This is a genomic window from Pseudomonas sp. (genome assembly GCF_049590575.1).
Taxonomy (GTDB): Bacteria; Pseudomonadota; Gammaproteobacteria; order Pseudomonadales; family Pseudomonadaceae; genus Aquipseudomonas.
Genome location: NZ_JBAWDE010000230.1, coordinates 15529 through 30487 on the forward strand (window position 1 = coordinate 15529; position 14959 = coordinate 30487).

20 protein-coding genes are annotated in these 14959 nt (G+C 60.6%); 11 read left to right on the top strand and 9 right to left on the bottom strand.

The features are described from left to right. Positions 1-9: 9 nt before the first annotated feature. The 3 genes from WBR57_RS15795 (at position 10) to WBR57_RS15805 (ending at position 2022) form a co-directional block, all read left to right on the top strand. The gene (locus tag WBR57_RS15795; RefSeq protein WP_424084627.1) at positions 10-615 is read left to right on the top strand and encodes an arylesterase; all 606 of its coding nucleotides are present in this window, start codon (positions 10-12) and stop codon (positions 613-615) included. Between the two features lie 58 nt (positions 616-673). Further along, positions 674-967: a hypothetical protein gene (locus tag WBR57_RS15800; RefSeq protein WP_025859175.1), complete on the top strand. Its 294-nt coding sequence runs from the start codon at positions 674-676 to the stop codon at positions 965-967. A gap of 86 nt (positions 968-1053) precedes the next feature. Then, positions 1054-2022 (top strand): L,D-transpeptidase family protein, encoded by a 969-nt coding sequence (locus WBR57_RS15805; protein WP_424084628.1) that lies wholly within the window; start codon positions 1054-1056, stop codon positions 2020-2022. A gap of 123 nt (positions 2023-2145) precedes the next feature. Here the strand turns inward: WBR57_RS15805 and oprI are convergent, their stop codons facing one another. Further along, a complete protein-coding gene (gene oprI / locus WBR57_RS15810; RefSeq protein WP_003172710.1) occupies positions 2146-2397 on the bottom strand; it encodes an outer membrane lipoprotei OprI in 252 nt (83 codons plus the stop codon). 613 nt (positions 2398-3010) lie between these two features. Between oprI and WBR57_RS15815 the strand changes: the two genes are divergently transcribed. Beyond that, a complete protein-coding gene (locus WBR57_RS15815; RefSeq protein WP_003189869.1) occupies positions 3011-3292 on the top strand; it encodes a GNAT family N-acetyltransferase in 282 nt (93 codons plus the stop codon). 59 nt (positions 3293-3351) lie between these two features. Here WBR57_RS15815 and WBR57_RS15820 read toward each other — a convergent pair whose 3' ends face one another. Together WBR57_RS15820 and WBR57_RS15825 are read right to left on the bottom strand one after the other, a co-directional pair. After that, complete coding sequence (locus WBR57_RS15820; RefSeq protein WP_010211874.1) at positions 3352-4428, bottom strand: 3-deoxy-7-phosphoheptulonate synthase; 1077 nt, start codon at positions 4426-4428, stop codon at positions 3352-3354. 130 nt (positions 4429-4558) lie between these two features. Beyond that, the gene (locus WBR57_RS15825) at positions 4559-4993 is read right to left on the bottom strand and encodes a PilZ domain-containing protein (protein ID WP_424084629.1); all 435 of its coding nucleotides are present in this window, start codon (positions 4991-4993) and stop codon (positions 4559-4561) included. Here WBR57_RS15825 and WBR57_RS15830 point away from each other — a divergent pair. The 5 genes from WBR57_RS15830 to cysB all read left to right on the top strand — a co-directional run bounded on the left by WBR57_RS15830 (position 4992) and on the right by cysB (position 8899). Further along, positions 4992-5378, top strand: a complete 387-nt coding sequence (locus tag WBR57_RS15830; RefSeq protein ID WP_424084630.1) for a thioredoxin — start codon at positions 4992-4994, stop codon at positions 5376-5378. The genes WBR57_RS15825 and WBR57_RS15830 overlap by 2 nt on opposite strands. Next, entirely contained in the window at positions 5375-6328 is a 954-nt protein-coding gene (locus tag WBR57_RS15835; RefSeq protein WP_424084631.1) for a putative 2-dehydropantoate 2-reductase, read from the top strand. The genes WBR57_RS15830 and WBR57_RS15835 overlap by 4 nt, the downstream gene beginning before the upstream one ends. 15 nt (positions 6329-6343) lie before the next feature. Then, positions 6344-7249, top strand: a complete 906-nt coding sequence (locus tag WBR57_RS15840) for a 5'-nucleotidase (RefSeq protein ID WP_424084632.1) — start codon at positions 6344-6346, stop codon at positions 7247-7249. A 70-nt stretch (positions 7250-7319) separates the two neighbouring features. Beyond that, positions 7320-7820 (top strand): universal stress protein, encoded by a 501-nt coding sequence (locus WBR57_RS15845; protein ID WP_424084633.1) that lies wholly within the window; start codon positions 7320-7322, stop codon positions 7818-7820. Positions 7821-7924: 104 nt separating this feature from the next. After that, positions 7925-8899 carry an HTH-type transcriptional regulator CysB gene (gene cysB / locus WBR57_RS15850; protein ID WP_012722988.1) on the top strand — a complete coding sequence of 325 codons (975 nt, stop codon included), beginning with the start codon at positions 7925-7927 and terminating at the stop codon, positions 8897-8899. A gap of 5 nt (positions 8900-8904) precedes the next feature. Here cysB and WBR57_RS15855 read toward each other — a convergent pair whose 3' ends face one another. Both WBR57_RS15855 and WBR57_RS15860 read right to left on the bottom strand, forming a co-directional pair. After that, positions 8905-9387: a GreA/GreB family elongation factor gene (locus WBR57_RS15855; RefSeq protein WP_424084634.1), complete on the bottom strand. Its 483-nt coding sequence runs from the start codon at positions 9385-9387 to the stop codon at positions 8905-8907. 12 nt (positions 9388-9399) lie between these two features. After that, positions 9400-9768, bottom strand: a complete 369-nt coding sequence (locus WBR57_RS15860) for a hypothetical protein (protein ID WP_424084635.1) — start codon at positions 9766-9768, stop codon at positions 9400-9402. Positions 9769-9900: 132 nt separating this feature from the next. On the opposite strand from WBR57_RS15860, the gene earP reads away from it, so the two are divergent. Both earP and WBR57_RS15870 read left to right on the top strand, forming a co-directional pair. Then, positions 9901-11034, top strand: a complete 1134-nt coding sequence (gene earP, locus WBR57_RS15865; protein ID WP_424084636.1) for an elongation factor P maturation arginine rhamnosyltransferase EarP — start codon at positions 9901-9903, stop codon at positions 11032-11034. A 49-nt stretch (positions 11035-11083) separates the two neighbouring features. Further along, on the top strand, positions 11084-11656 hold the full coding sequence (locus WBR57_RS15870; RefSeq protein WP_003172723.1) for an elongation factor P: 573 nt from the start codon (positions 11084-11086) through the stop codon (positions 11654-11656). 78 nt (positions 11657-11734) lie between these two features. Here WBR57_RS15870 and WBR57_RS15875 read toward each other — a convergent pair whose 3' ends face one another. The 4 genes from WBR57_RS15875 to WBR57_RS15890 form a co-directional block, all read right to left on the bottom strand. Further along, positions 11735-12751, bottom strand: a complete 1017-nt coding sequence (locus tag WBR57_RS15875; protein WP_424084637.1) for an alpha/beta hydrolase — start codon at positions 12749-12751, stop codon at positions 11735-11737. A gap of 28 nt (positions 12752-12779) precedes the next feature. Further along, entirely contained in the window at positions 12780-13199 is a 420-nt protein-coding gene (locus WBR57_RS15880) for an organic hydroperoxide resistance protein (protein WP_424084638.1), read from the bottom strand. A gap of 253 nt (positions 13200-13452) precedes the next feature. Next, complete coding sequence (locus WBR57_RS15885) at positions 13453-13905, bottom strand: MarR family winged helix-turn-helix transcriptional regulator (RefSeq protein WP_424084639.1); 453 nt, start codon at positions 13903-13905, stop codon at positions 13453-13455. A gap of 81 nt (positions 13906-13986) precedes the next feature. Then, positions 13987-14937: a LysR family transcriptional regulator gene (locus tag WBR57_RS15890; RefSeq protein ID WP_424084640.1), complete on the bottom strand. Its 951-nt coding sequence runs from the start codon at positions 14935-14937 to the stop codon at positions 13987-13989. Between the last annotated feature and the right edge of the window lie 22 nt (positions 14938-14959).

Below are 14959 nucleotides of genomic sequence, written 5' to 3' on the forward strand. Positions count from 1 at the left end.
GAGAATCCGATGCGAATGTGGTTTTTGAGTGCTGGCCTGGCCTTGATGTGCATGGCCCAGAACGCAGCGGCGGGTACAGTCCTGATCGTTGGCGATAGTATCAGTGCCGGTTTCGGCCTGGATACCCGCAAAGGGTGGGTCGCGTTGCTGGAGCAACGGCTCAAGAAGGAAGGTTTCGACGATAAAGTGGTGAATGCCTCCATCAGTGGCGACACCAGTGCCGGAGGCCTCGCGCGGCTGCCGGCGGCGCTTGCAGAGCATAAGCCGGACGTGGTGGTGATCGAGTTGGGTGGCAATGACGGCCTGCGCGGGCAGCCGCCTGCGCAATTGAAACAAAATCTTGCGTCGATGATTGACCAGTCCAAAGCCAAAGGCGCCAAGGTGTTGTTGCTGGGGATGCAGTTGCCGCCCAATTATGGCCCGCGCTACACCACCGCCTTTGCCGCGGTTTATGGCGAGTTGGCCAAAGACAAAAACGTCCCGTTGGTGCCGTTTTTCCTCGATGGCGTAGGTGGCCATCCAGACTTGATGCAGGCTGATCAACTGCACCCGGCGGTCGGTGCCCAGGGCAAGTTGCTGGAAAATGTCTGGCCGACGCTAAAACCGCTGCTATGACGCTTTTCTACCGGCAGGCTTTCGGCTAAGGTGGCGCCCCCCCGATTTGGAGCCCCTGATGTCGCGTCCTGCCTGGTCCCTGTTTAATTACCAACTGATCGAGCCGGACGAGCAGTTGGATCTGTTCGCCTGCCAGGAAGTGCGGGTGCATCTGGTGACACGTCAATTGGAACTGGGCGGCTCCATCGATCGCACGCTGTGCGGCACACTGTTGCCGGCGCAACCGCGCTGGTCGCGGGTCGATCGTTCGATTTTCCAGGACCAGCGCCTGTGCCCGCTGTGCCGGGCGATTCTTGAGTCGCAGAAGCGCGGCACACCGCCGATCTGGCCGGAGCTGCGTTTCGAGCTGTAGGTGTTTCCATACGCTTGCAGCTAGACGCACGCTTCACGTATACAATCGATTTTTACCTACCCGTCGTTCTGCGAAGGATTTTCCGGATGTTGTCGCGCCTTTCCGTCGTCACCTGCTGCCTGTCTCTCGCTGCACTCTGTGCGGCCGGTTCTGCGTCAGCCTTGCAGTTGCCCTTGCCACCACCGGGTGAAGACATCGTTGGCCAGGTCCAGGTGACCAAGGCCAAGTACGAAGACACCTTTGCCGACTTGGGCACCACCTATGACCTGGGTTATTCGGAGATGGTCGCGGCCAACCCGGGCGTCGATGCTTGGTTGCCGGGCGCGGGTACCGAGATCGTGCTGCCGACGCGTTTCATCCTGCCGCCGGGGCCCCGGGAAGGCATTGTGATCAACCTCGCGGAATACCGGCTCTACTACTACCCCAAGGGCCAGAGCGTGGTTTACACCTTCCCGCTGGGGATCGGTCGTGAGGGTTGGGGCTCGCCAATCGCGCACACCAGCATTATCGCCAAGACGCCGAACCCGACCTGGACCCCTCCAGCCTCGATCAAGGCTGAGCACGCCGCCAACGGCGACCCGTTGCCCAACGTGGTGCCGGCCGGCCCGGACAACCCCCTGGGTCCGTTCAAGTTCACCCTGGGCACGCCGGGTTACCTGATCCACGGTTCCAACATGAAGTTCGGTATCGGTACGCGTACCAGCCACGGCTGCTTCCGCATGTTCAACAACAATGTGCTGGAGATGGCCGGCATGGTGCCGGTGGGGACGTCGGTGCGCATCATCAACGATGCCTACAAGTTCGGCAGCAGCGGCGGCAAGGTGTACCTCGAGGCGCACACGCCGCTGAACGACGACGGCACGCCGTCGGTGGTCGACAAGCACACGGCGGTGATCAATGCCTTGCTCAAGCGTGAAGACCTGGCCAACCAGTTGCGGGTGAACTGGGATCAGGTGCGCGATGTGGTCGCGGCGGAAGATGGCCTGCCGACCGAAATCGGTGTGCCAGGCGCGGCACCGGTGGCTTCCAGCGCACCGATTGATCTGCAGCAGTAAGCCGGCGCAATTGGAAAACCCGCTGCGGCGGGTTTTTTATTGCCTGGGGTTCAGGGTCGAATCGCAGGCAATAAAAAAGCCGACCCAAGAATGGATCGGCTTGATAACAACCCCGAGGGATTATTACTTGCGGCTAGCTTTTTCAAGCATACGCAGGGCGCGCTCGTTAGCTTCGTCAGCAGTCTGTTGTGCTTTTTGAGCAGCAGCCAGCGCTTCATCGGCTTTACGGTAGGCTTCGTCTGCACGAGCCTGGGAGCGAGCTGCTGCGTCTTCAGTTGCAGTCAGACGAGCTTCGGTTTCTTTGGAGACGCTGCTGCAACCGGTAGCCAGAACTGCGGCCAGAGCCAGAGCAGAGAATTTCAGAACGTTGTTCATCGTGTTCCCCTTCAAGGACTTTCTATTAAATGGCTACTTGCCCAGAGTGAGCGGATAGCCGGCGTACATACTACTCATTACTTGTAGTAAGTAAACTGACGTAGCGCAAGAAGCAAAAAAAATTCTTGTGCCGAATCTGTTTTGGCTAATCTTCTGGAGGTTTGTATAAAAAGCCGTCCAGTTTTTTGCATTCCGGTGAAGATTGGATCCAGGCTGAAAGGGCCAGCCCGCATGCGTCAAGCCGGGTAAATAGATGAAAATTTATATATCGACCCCGACACTTTCGTACAGCCCGTCTTTACCGTGTCTGGCATCTTTTACTCATGTAGAGGTGACTTTAAGAGCGTCAGTTCGTCTCAAGGTTCAACTGCCGGCAATGTTCAGGCTATCGGTCACCGAGTGATCGAGGCCCTTTCTATATCCACCCGTGGCAGAGGATGACGAGTGCGCCTTGAGCAATGGCGGGATTGGCGCCTACTATTCCTTAGGTGCTGGTTGTGAGCACTAGAGGTTTTCTCGTTGTCGAACCCGGCACGGGGTGGCGTAGATGTTCCTTCGCCGGAAAAACATCGGTAAGGTAGGGGTCAGAATCCAAGACCCGCGAGGAGTAGTGATGAGCGAGGCGTTGTCCATCCACCATGACCAGGCTGGTCATCAGTTCGAGACCAATGTGGACGGTCATCGTGCCTATCTGACCTACATGGACCTCGGGAAGCAGACCCTGGATATCTATCGCACCTTCGTGCCCAACGCACTGCGAGGCCGTGGTATTGCGGCGGCATTGACCGAGGAAGCCTTGAAGTTCGCCGAAGAGGCTGGCTACACGGTGATCCCGTCCTGCTCTTACGTCGAACGCTACATGGAGCGCCACCAGCGCCATGCCGCGAAGCTCTGAACGAGCAGCCATAAAAAACGCCGGGTTTAGCCCGGCGTTTTTGTGTGCGCAGTCTTTGTTCAGGTGCGTTTGCGCTTGGGCAATACGTCCTTGAGCTTGGCGTGCATGCTGCGCAGGGTGTTTTCGGTGGCGGACCAGTCGATGCAGGCATCGGTGATCGACACGCCGTACTGCAAGTCGGCGAGGTCTTTTGGAATCGCCTGGCAGCCCCAGTTCAGGTGGCTCTCGACCATCAGGCCGATAATCGACTGGTTGCCTTCGAGGATCTGGTTGGCAACGTTTTCCATCACCAGCGGCTGCAGGGCCGGGTCCTTGTTGGAGTTGGCGTGGCTGCAGTCGACCATGATGTTCGGCTTGATCTTGGCTTTGTTCAGAGCCTGCTCGCACAGCGCAACGCTGACCGAATCATAGTTGGGCTTGCCGTTGCCGCCGCGCAACACCACGTGACCGTAGGCATTGCCCTTGGTGGTGACGATGGAGACGCCACCTTCCTGGTTGATACCCAGGAAGCGGTGCGGGCTGGAGACCGATTGCAGGGCGTTGATCGCCACCGTCAGGCCGCCGTCGGTGCCGTTCTTGAAACCCACGGCCGAGGACAGGCCGGACGCCATTTCGCGGTGGGTCTGGGATTCGGTGGTACGCGCGCCGATGGCCGACCAGCTGATCAGGTCCTGCAGGTACTGCGGGGAGATCGGGTCGAGGGCCTCGGTGGCGGTGGGCAGGCCCATTTCCGCCAGGTCCAGCAGCAACTGACGACCGATGTGCAAGCCGTCCTGGATCTTGAACGAGTCGTCCAGGTACGGGTCGTTGATCAAGCCTTTCCAGCCGACGGTGGTGCGCGGCTTTTCGAAATACACGCGCATCACCAGGTACAGGGTGTCGGACACTTCCGCCGCCAGCACCTTGAGGCGTTCGGCGTATTCGTGGGCAGCCTTGAGGTCGTGGATCGAGCAAGGCCCGATCACGACGAACAGGCGGTGGTCGGTGCCGTCGAGAATGTCACGGATGACTTCGCGACCCTTGGTGACGGTCTGCAAGGCAGCGTCGCTCAGGGGGATTTCGCGCTTGAGCTGATCGGGTGTGATCAGCGTCTCGTTGGATTCGACGTTAAGGTCATTGATCGGTAAATCAGCCATCGTGTTACTCGCCAGGGTCACGGGTGCCGGCCGCCAGCCATCCCCGTGCGGCGGGCACAGCATGATTTGAATACAGGGGGGAGGAACCTTAGCGCGTAACACGGGCCCGCCACAATGGGCAAAGCCCGGTTTAATCCCGTGCCGGGCGCACAAATGCGTCATGGGAGAACTCGCCGGCGTGGCGCGCCACCCACTCGCGGGCCAACGCCTCGAGTTGCGCGGGTGTCGGCTCGGCGTCTTCGTGCTGGCGGCAATAGCGTTCCATCCGGCATGCTTGCTCACCCATTCGGGCGCCGAACAGTGCATGCTCATCGGTAAACGAGATGCCGATGCGGTAGCCGTTTTCCAGCTTGCGGCACCACGCGACATAGCCTGGGTAGCGGGCGCTGGGACCCAGGGAGGGAATGTGCAGATCAACCGCCGTACCCCGGCGCCAGGCGCGCGGCCAGTGGCAGGCAATGCCGCCCAGGCCGATAGTGTGCAGGCGTTGGCGGGGCAGGGCGGGAGAGGGGCGTTGGATTAACTCGACAGCGACATCATCAGGGTGAGGTAAAAAACGACCCATGTACACGGACTCCGAGCACCGTCCAGTTGACGGCGGCAGCAGCAGTATAGTGAAGGAACTGGAATTGACCGACCTGGATATTGACCAGCAATTGCTGGGATTGCCAGGTATTTCGCTTGTGGTGTTTACCAGCGTAGGGTGTTCCAGTTGTCGGTGGGCACGCCAGCAACTGCCGGCTTGGCGGCTGCCGGTGGATCGCGTGTGCTGGGTGGATGCCGGGCACAACGGTGGGGCGGTCGAGCGCTACCAGATCTTTCATTTGCCGGCGTTGTTCGTGGTGTGCGAGGGTCAGTTCCTCGGGCAACTACAGGCACGTCTTGCACTTGCCGACCTTACCGACGCAATTAATCAAGCACTTACCCGCACTCCAGAGGACCTGCCATGACCGCAACATCGCCCCGCATCGGCATTATCGGCACCGGCGCCATCGGTGGTTTCTACGGCTTGATGCTGGCGCGCGCCGGGTTCGATGTGCACTTCCTGTTGCGCAGCGAATACGCCGCGGTCAGCGAGCATGGCTTGCATCTAAACAGCAGCGTGCATGGCAGTCTGCACCTGCATCCGGTACAGGCCTATGCACGCGCCGCCGATATGCCGCCGTGCGATTGGTTACTGGTGGGCACCAAATCCACCGGCAATGTGGAGCTGGCGCCGACCCTTGCCCAGGTCGCCGCGCCGGATGCCAAAGTGGTGCTGTTGCAAAACGGCCTCGATGTGGAAGACGACCTGCGTGCCCACCTGCCGGCTTCCCTGCATCTGCTGGGCGGGCTGTGTTATATCGGCGTGCACCGCTCCGCGCCTGGCGTGGTCGAGCATCAGGCCCTGGGCCGGGTCAATCTGGGCTACCACAGTGGCACCGCGGCCAACGATGAAACCCTTCAGAAAGCCATCGTCGAAGCCGGCGCCGCGCTGTTTCACAAGGCCGGCATCGAGTCCCAGGCCATGGCCAATGTGCATCAGGCCCGCTGGCATAAGCTGGTGTGGAACGTGCCCTACAACGGCCTCTCGGTTTTACTGGGCACTGGCACCACGGCGCTGATGGCTGACGAATCCAGCCGCGAACTGATCCACGCACTGATGGCCGAAGTGGTGCAGGGCGCCCACGCCTGTGGCCATGACATTGCTGCCAGCTACGCCGAGCAGATGTTCGCCATGACTGAAACCATGGACGACTACCTGCCGAGTATGTACCACGATCACGTGCACAAACGCCCGCTGGAACTGGCGGCGATCTACGCCCGGCCACTGGCCGCGGCCAAGGCGGCGGGTTGCGAGTTGCCACGCATGCGGGCGCTCTACCAGGCCTTGAGTTTTATTGATCGGCATAATCGCTGAGTCGGGGGACATCGCATGGCGAACGGATTGGGCGACAAACTGGTGCTGGCGATCTCTTCGCGGGCGCTCTTCGACCTGAGTGAAAGCCACAAGGTTTACCTGGCCGAAGGCGTCGAGACCTACCGCCAGTACCAGATCGAACACGAGGAGGAAATCCTCGAACCCGGCGACGCCTTCCCGCTGGTCAAGAAGCTGCTCAGCCTCAACGCCAGCCTGGGGCGCGCCCGCGTCGAGGTGGTGCTGGTGTCGCGCAACAGCGCCGACACGGGCTTGCGTGTGTTCAACTCGATCCAGCATTACGGCCTGGATATTTCCCGCGCGGCCTTCGTCGGTGGCCGCAGCCCTTACCCGTATCTGGCGGCGTTTGGCTGCCATCTGTTCTTGTCGACCCATGCGGAGGATGTGCGCAGTGCTCTCGATGCTGGCTTCGCGGCGGCGACGATTTTGTCCGGCGGCCCGAACCGCGCTTGCAGCGAAGAACTGCGCATTGCCTTTGACGGTGACGCGGTGCTGTTCTCCGATGAATCGGAGCGTGTGTATCAGGCCGGTGGGTTGGCTGCGTTCCAGGCCAGCGAGCGCGAATCGGCGCGTCAGCCTTTGCATGGGGGGCCGTTCAAGGGTTTCCTGGCGGCGCTGAACCTGTTGCAGCGCGAGTTTCCCGATGAGGCCTGCCCGATCCGCACTGCGCTGGTGACCGCGCGTTCGGCGCCGTCCCATGAGCGGGTGATTCGCACCTTGCGTGAATGGGATATCCGCCTGGACGAGTCACTGTTCCTCGGCGGCCTGGAAAAATCCGCGTTTCTGGAGGCGTTCGCCGCCGATGTGTTTTTCGATGACCAGGCCGGTCATTGCGAGAAAGCCAGGGACGTGGTGGCCACCGGGCATGTGCCCCATGGCATCAGTAACGAGGTGAAGATCTAAGTCAATCCAAGTCGCTTGGGCGCTGCTAAGCTGATTCAATCTCCGCCGCCCTGGCAGCCCAGGAGGTTCTATGATTCGTTCGATGCTGTACGCCACGGACCTTGGTCTGTATGCGCCTTATGTGATGCAACATGCGCTGGCGCTGGCGCGAACGTTCAAGGCCGACCTGTATGTGATTCATGCCGTCGAGCCGATCGGGCTGTTCGCCGAATCAGTGTTGCAGAGCTACCTTGATGAGCAGGCCTTGAGTGAGTGGCAGACCCAGGGCCTGACCACGGTGATGGCAACCATCGAGCAGCGCGTGCTGGACAGTTTTCGCGAGGAGTTGGGGGAAGGGGAGCAGGACCTTAAGTTGATTCGTTCGGTACGGGTGATTCAGGGGGACCCCTGCGAGGTGATACTCGACCAGTTGCGCAAACTCTCCGTAGACCTGTTGATCGTCGGCAGCCACAGCCATGCAGCGGCGGTTGCCACACCGCTTGGGCGCACCGCCGCTCGAGTGGTGCAGCTGTCTACGGTGCCGGTTTACCTGGTGCCTGCTGTACAGCGTCGACGCAATGATGACGTGTGATCGGTAGGAAAGGATAAAAAGTTCTAGATTTATCTGTCTAACCTTTAATATAGTTATATACCGTCGCTGATACCCGTGGCGTCTATCTGCTTTGAGGGACACATATGAAGCTTCAACAACTGCGCTACATCTGGGAAGTGGCGCACCACGACCTCAACGTTTCCGCTACCGCTCAAAGCCTCTACACCTCGCAACCCGGTATCAGCAAGCAGATCCGCCTGCTCGAAGACGAGCTGGGCGTTGAAGTGTTCGCGCGCAGCGGCAAGCACCTGACCCGGGTCACCCCCGCCGGTGAGCGCATCATCACCACCGCCGGCGAGATCCTGCGCAAAGTCGAAAGCATCAAGCAGATCGCCCAGGAATTCTCCAACGAGAAGAAGGGCACCCTGTCGATCGCCACCACCCACACCCAGGCGCGTTATGCCTTGCCGCCGGTGATCCGCGATTTCATCAAGCAGTACCCGGACGTCGCCCTGCACATGCACCAGGGGTCGCCGATGCAGATCGCCGAGATGGCGGCTGACGGTACCGTCGATTTCGCCATCGCCACCGAAGCCCTCGAGCTGTTCGGTGACCTGGTGATGATGCCGTGCTATCGCTGGAACCGTTGCGTCGTCGTGCCTCAGGGCCACCCGCTGGCCAAGCTGCCGAAGCTGACCCTCGAAGCCCTGGCCGAATACCCGATCGTGACCTACGTGTTCGGTTTCACCGGCCGCTCCAAGCTTGACGAAGCCTTCAGTCATCGCGGCCTCACGCCGAAAGTGGTGTTTACCGCCGCCGATGCCGACGTGATCAAGACCTACGTGCGCCTGGGCCTGGGCGTGGGTATCGTCGCCAAGATGGCGGTCGACACTGCCCTCGATAAAGACCTGGTGGTGCTGGATGCCAGCGAGTTGTTCGAGTCCAGCGTGACCAAGATCGGCTTCCGTCGTGGCACCTTCCTGCGGGGTTTCATGTGCGACTTCATCGAGAAGTTCGCGCCGCACCTGACCCGCGAAGTGATGGCCAAGGCCATCCAGTGCCACAACAAGCAGGAACTCGAAGAGCTGTTCGACGGCGTTGAACTGCCTGTTCACTGAGTGGTTTATCTGGCCTCGGTAACCGCAAACAGTTGCCGAGCGCCTGCCACCAGAATCTCTACCTCATCGCCTTCGAACTTGCCCAGCAGGCTTTTGCCCAAGGGCGAGCGCGGGGTGATGACGGTCACCGGTTGCCCCACCACCTCCACCTTCAGACCCGCCGCATCCGGCGCCAGGAACAGCCATTGCTGGCGACCGTTCTCGTCCTCCAGGCCCAGTAGCGCGCCGATTTCTATGCCGCGCTGGTCATCGTAGGCACGCAGCGCCATGTTCTGGCACAGCACCAGCGCCTGCTTGATTTCCTCGACACGTTTGGCTTGCCCGGCCGCGAGGTAGGACGCCTCCAGCCCCAGGGTGTCGTATTTGTTTTCGGCGATGTTTTCTTCGTGGGTCGCGGTTTCGTAGGCGGTCTGCGCGGCACGCTGGGCAATCTCGAGGTCGATACTGAGCTTCTCCAGCACCCGCTGGTGAACGGCGTGTTTATTCATGGCTGTGCTTGATCATTCGCAAAATTGCAGGACATTCGCCCGGCTCTTTTCATTCGGCGCGTTCTGGTCCTGCTGCAACCAGAACTGGCATTTGGGGTTGGACAGGTTACGTGCGTTGTTGCGCGCCTGGTCCAGGGTCTGCTGCTGCTCCTGCTTTTGCAGGTTCTGCTGGTACTGCTCGAACATACGGTTCGGCGGCTCCGGCGCGGCCGGCGCCGGTTTACCCAATTGCTGAACGGCCTGGGCAACCGGTGCCAGGTTTTGCGCGAACAGGTAGCGCGATGCCAGCCAGGTGCTCAGCACAATCGCGATAAACCCTAGCCACACACCCAGGGCGATGGCGAGCGTGAGCTTGGGCAGCGACAACGAACGGTCAGACATGATGGCCTCCTGGCGGGCATTTGCGGCGTGGCAGCGATTGTCGCACAGCCGCCATGCAGAATAATCGCGATCAAGCCTTCTGCATCACGGCATTTATGCGGACAATCGAGCCTTTGATCGTTGGAGCCCGGAATGAAAGCCCGCTGGGATATTTTTTGCAGTGTCGTCGACAACTACGGCGACATCGGCGTGACGTGGCGCCTGGCCCGGCAATTGGTGATGGAGCACGCTTGCGAAGTGCGTTTGTGGGTCGATGACCTGCGCGCCTTCGAGCGCATGTGCCCCGAGATCGATGTGCAGTTGAGCCAGCAATGGCAAGAGGGCGTCGACGTGCGCCATTGGCCGGCCGAATGGGCTGCGGCGCCGGCTGCCGATGTGGTCATCGCGGCCTTCGCCTGCCAGTTGCCGCCCGACTATATGGAAGCCATGGCGGCGCGCGAGCGCACGCCACTGTGGATGAACCTGGATTACCTGAGCGCCGAAGACTGGGTGGTGGGTTGCCACCGCTTGCCGTCGGTGAAGTTCAAGGGCGTGCAGAAGTACTTCTTTTTCCCCGGCTTCCGGCCAGGCACCGGTGGTCTGCTGCGCGAGGCGGGGTTGCTGGAACAGCGTCAGACGTTTCAGCAAGATGCAGATGCGCAGCGCCAATTCCTGCAAGGCCTGGGCGTATTTCCCGTAGAGGGCGCGCGGCTGATCTCGTTGTTTGCCTACGAAAACAGCGGCCTTGGCGGCTGGCTCGACGTATTGTCGACGGACGGGCACGCCACTCATCTATTGGTGCCGGAAGGGCGCATCCTCGGTGATGTGCAACGTTGGCTCGGCGTGGAAGGGCTGGCGGCGGGGGCCGTGCATCAGCGTGGCGTCTTGACCGTGCAGGTGTTGCCGTTCGTACGCCAGGAACAATATGACCGCATGCTATGGTGCTGCGACTTCAACGCGGTGCGCGGCGAAGACTCGTTCGTGCGCGCCCAATGGGCCGGGCGGCCATTGCTTTGGCACATCTATCGCCAGGACGAAGCTATCCATCTCGACAAACTCGACGCCTTCCTCGAGCTCTACACCGCCGCGCTGTCACCGCCCGCAAAGGTGGCGCTGGTTGCGCTATGGCAAGCCTGGAACACTGATGGCGATATGGCACATGCGTGGAAAATGCTCCTTGAGCATTGGCCAGAGGTGAGCGCGCATGCGCAGACGTGGTGTCTGGAACAAGGCTTGCAGGCTGATCTTGCGACGGCGCTGGTACAGTTTTATGAAAGTTGGATATGATACGCGACCTTGATTTTTGTAAATCCCATCCAAATTTCGGATATACGCAATGAAAACTGGTAAAGAACTGAAACCCGGTACAGTGATCCGTCTCGAAAACGACCCTTGGCTGGTTCAGAAAGCTGAGTTCACCAAGTCTGGTCGTAACAGCGCAATCATGAAGACCAAGCTGAAGAACCTGCTGACCGGTTACAAGACCGAGATCGTCTACAGCGCCGATGACAAACTGGACGACGTGATCCTCGACCGCAAAGAAGCGACCCTGTCCTTCATCAGCGGCGACACCTACACGTTCATGGACACCACTGACTACACCATGTACGAGCTGAACGCTGAAGATATCGAAGCCGTTCTGCCGTTCATCGAAGAAGGCATGGAAGACGTCTGCGAAGCTATTTTCTTCGAAGAGCGCCTGGTTTCCGTAGAGCTGCCGACCACCATCGTGCGTAAGGTTGCCTACACCGAAGGTTCCGCGCGCGGCGACACTTCGGGCAAGGTGATGAAGCCTGCCAAGCTGTCTAACGGTACCGAACTGCAAGTGGCCGATTTCATCGAAATCGACGACCTGATCGAGATCGACACCCGTGAAGGTGGTTCGTACAAAGGTCGCGCCAAGAAGTAATTCTGGCCCTGCCGATACGAAAAAAAGCCCGACCTTGAGTCGGGCTTTTTTGTGGGCGTCATCTTTACTTCACCGGGCTTACTTGAGGTGTTGCTTGAGCTCGTCCGACGCTTGCAGCAAGGCCGAACGTACCGCCGGCACCTGGCTGACCACATTAAGCAGGCCGTAGTCGTGGATCATACCGTTGTAGCGCACGGCGGTCACCGGTACTCCGGCCTGGTCCAACTTGCGTGCATAGGCTTCGCCTTCATCACGCAGCACGTCCGATCCGGCGGTCTGGATCAGCGCGGGTGGCAGCCCCTTGAGCTGATCAGTCGTGGCCCGCAGTGGCGAGGCATAGACCTCGGCGCGCTGGTTGGCGTCGGTGGTGTAGTTGTCCCAGAACCACTTCATCATGTTGCGGGTGAGGAAATGTCCTTCGGCATACTGGTTGTAGGAACCGGTGTCAAAGTTGGCGTCGGTCACCGGCCACAGCAACAGCTGGAACTTGATCGCCGGCGTGCCCTTGTCCTTGGCCATCAGGCTGACCACCGCCGCCATGTTGCCGCCGACACTGTTGCCCGCAACCGCCAGGCGCTTGCCGTCGACATTGATCTCTTTGCCGTGTTCGGCGACCCACTTCGTTGCGCCGTAGGCCTGGTTGATCGCCACCGGGTAATGCGCTTCCGGCGACGGTGTGTAATTGACGAACACCGCGACAGCCCCCGAACCCACCACCAAATCCCGCACCAGGCGTTCATGGGTCGGGTAATCCCCCAGCACCCAACCGCCGCCGTGGAAAAACATGAACACCGGCAATGTGCCCTTGACCCCGGCTGGCCGCACGATGGTCAGGCCCAGCGGCTGGCCATCGACCTGGATGGTCTTCTGGCTCACCTGCGCCTTGGGCAGGGTCAGCTTCACACCGGCCTGGGCGCCGGTCAGTACAGCGCGCGCGTCCTTCGGCGTCAGTTGTTCCATCGGTTTACCGGTGCCTGCGTTCAACACATCCAGGAAGGCCTGGGTGGTGTGTTCGACCTCACCGGTCGCCGCAAAGGCGTTGGTGATGGACAGGGCGAGCAGGGTGCTGGTGAGCGCTTTACCAATTGTGTTCATTTTTTTCTCCAGGGGCGGCCGAGGTCATTTAGACGGTTACGTGCAGGCGCACATCGACGTTGCCACGGGTGGCGTTGGAGTACGGGCAGACCTGGTGCGCGGCGTCGACCAGGCTTTGTGCATCGTCCTGGGCCAGGCCCGGCAGGCTGATGTGCAGGTCGATGTCCAAGCCGAAACCGCCAGGGATCTGGCCGATGCCGACGTGGGCAGTGATCGAAGCGTCATCCGGGGTTTTGCGTTTGGTCTGGCTGGCGACGAATTTCAGCGCACCGATAAAGCAGGCCGAGTAGCCGGCAGCGAACAGTTGTTCAGGGTTGGTGGCCTGGCCGCCGGCGCCGCCCAATTCCTTGGGTGTGGAGAGTTTTACGTCGAGGATGTTGTCGCTGGAAACAGCACGACCATCACGGCCGCCGGTGGCGGTGGCTACTGCGGTATAGAGCGTTTGCATGGTGTCGTCCTCTTGGTTTTATGCGCTAAATGTTTGCGCGCTAAGTAGTTGGTGAGGTGAATGTATAGCGCAAATGTTTAGCGCGCAAGATAATTTTACGAAAATGTTCTGTGTTTTGAATAATGGCGCGCCGCGGAACCCAATGTGGGAGCTGGCTTGCTCGCGAAAACGGTGTATCAGCCAATGAATTCTGTGACTGACACTGCGCCTTCGCGAGCAAGCCCGCTCCCACGTTTTTGCTGCTTTGGTGCTTTTAGATTGCGTTCTGCAGATGACTGCGCAGAGCAACCAAGTCAGCCTGCAACTTGCGTAATTGCTCGAGCTCAAGGCCGCTGGCGCCGAGGATGCACTGCGGAATGCCCATGGCTTTTTCCTGCAAGGCGCGGCCGGCGGCGGTCAATTCCACCACCACCACGCGCTCGTCTTCGCGGCTGCGCGTGCGGCTGAGCAGGCCTTCGGCTTCCAGGCGCTTGAGCAGCGGGGTGAGGGAGCCCGGATCGGTCAACAGGCGATTGCTGATTTCGCCGACGGTCAAACCATCCTCTTCCCACAGCACCATCATCGCCAGGTACTGCGGGTAGGTCAGGCCGAGGGCTTGCAGCAGAGGCTTGTAGACCTTGGTCATCAGCAGCGAGGTGGAATGCAGGGCGAAACACAGCTGGTTGTCCAGCAGCAGGGATTCGCACGGGTCAGGATTTTTGCTCATGGCGGTGCCTCGAAAAAAGCGTATCTGGCCTGGAATCTAGCGGGCAAACCTTTAATGCGCCAGATAATTCTGCCCAGGCGGTCAGACCAAGCCACTTTGCAGGGCCAGATCCCAGGGAGGGACCGGGCTGAATCGGGATTTCAAGTATTCCAGCAATAAGCGGCTGCGCGCGTTGGCCTGTTGCTCCAGGCGCAGCGCGTAAATCCCGGTGGTTTCCGGGCTGGGCAGGCCGCCTTCGCAGAACAGCGGCAACAGCTCGCCGCGCACCAGGTACTCACTGGCCAGCCAGGTCGGCAGGTGGGCAATCCCCAGCCCGGCGAGCGCGCCGGACAACAGTGCTTCGGCGTTGTTGGCGCTCATGCGGATGCGCTGCGGGCGATAGGTGGCGCGGCGCCCGTCCAGTTCGAAGCGCCAGGCGAACATCGGCGCCAGGCCGTCCCAGTCCAGCCCATCATGCTCGCTCAGTTCGCGAGGGTGGGTGGGCGTTCCGCGGCTTTTCAGGTACGCCGGGCTGGCGCAGGCGATACGCACGATGCTCGCCAGGGGCGTGGCGATCAGCCGGGTGTCGACGATATGCCCGGCACGCAGCACCAGGTCGACCTTGCCCAGGTGCGCGCCCTGCATATCGACAAAACTGTCGATCAAATGCAGGTGCACGTCCAGCCCAGGGTACACGTTGAGAAAGTCGGCGATCACCGGCGCCAAGTGGCGTCGGCCGAAGGCTGCCGGCGCGTCCACGCGAATCAGGCCTTCCGGCGCATGGCTCAGGGACACCGCCTCGGCCCGTGCCAATTGCAACTCGGTGACGATCCTGCGCGCCCGTTCGGCAAAGGCCAGGCCCGCGGGGGTCGGCACCACCGCGTGGGTGCTGCGCTGAAACAAGCGGCTGCCCACCGAGCTCTCCAGGCTGTCGATGCGCCGGGCCACCGCCGAAGGCGTCAGCGGATGACGCCGTGCGGCGGCAGAAAAGCTGCCGGTTTCCAGTACGTCGAGAAACAGGCCCAGTTGATCGGTCAGGGTATTCGGATTCATGGGCTAGCGCTTATGCAAGATT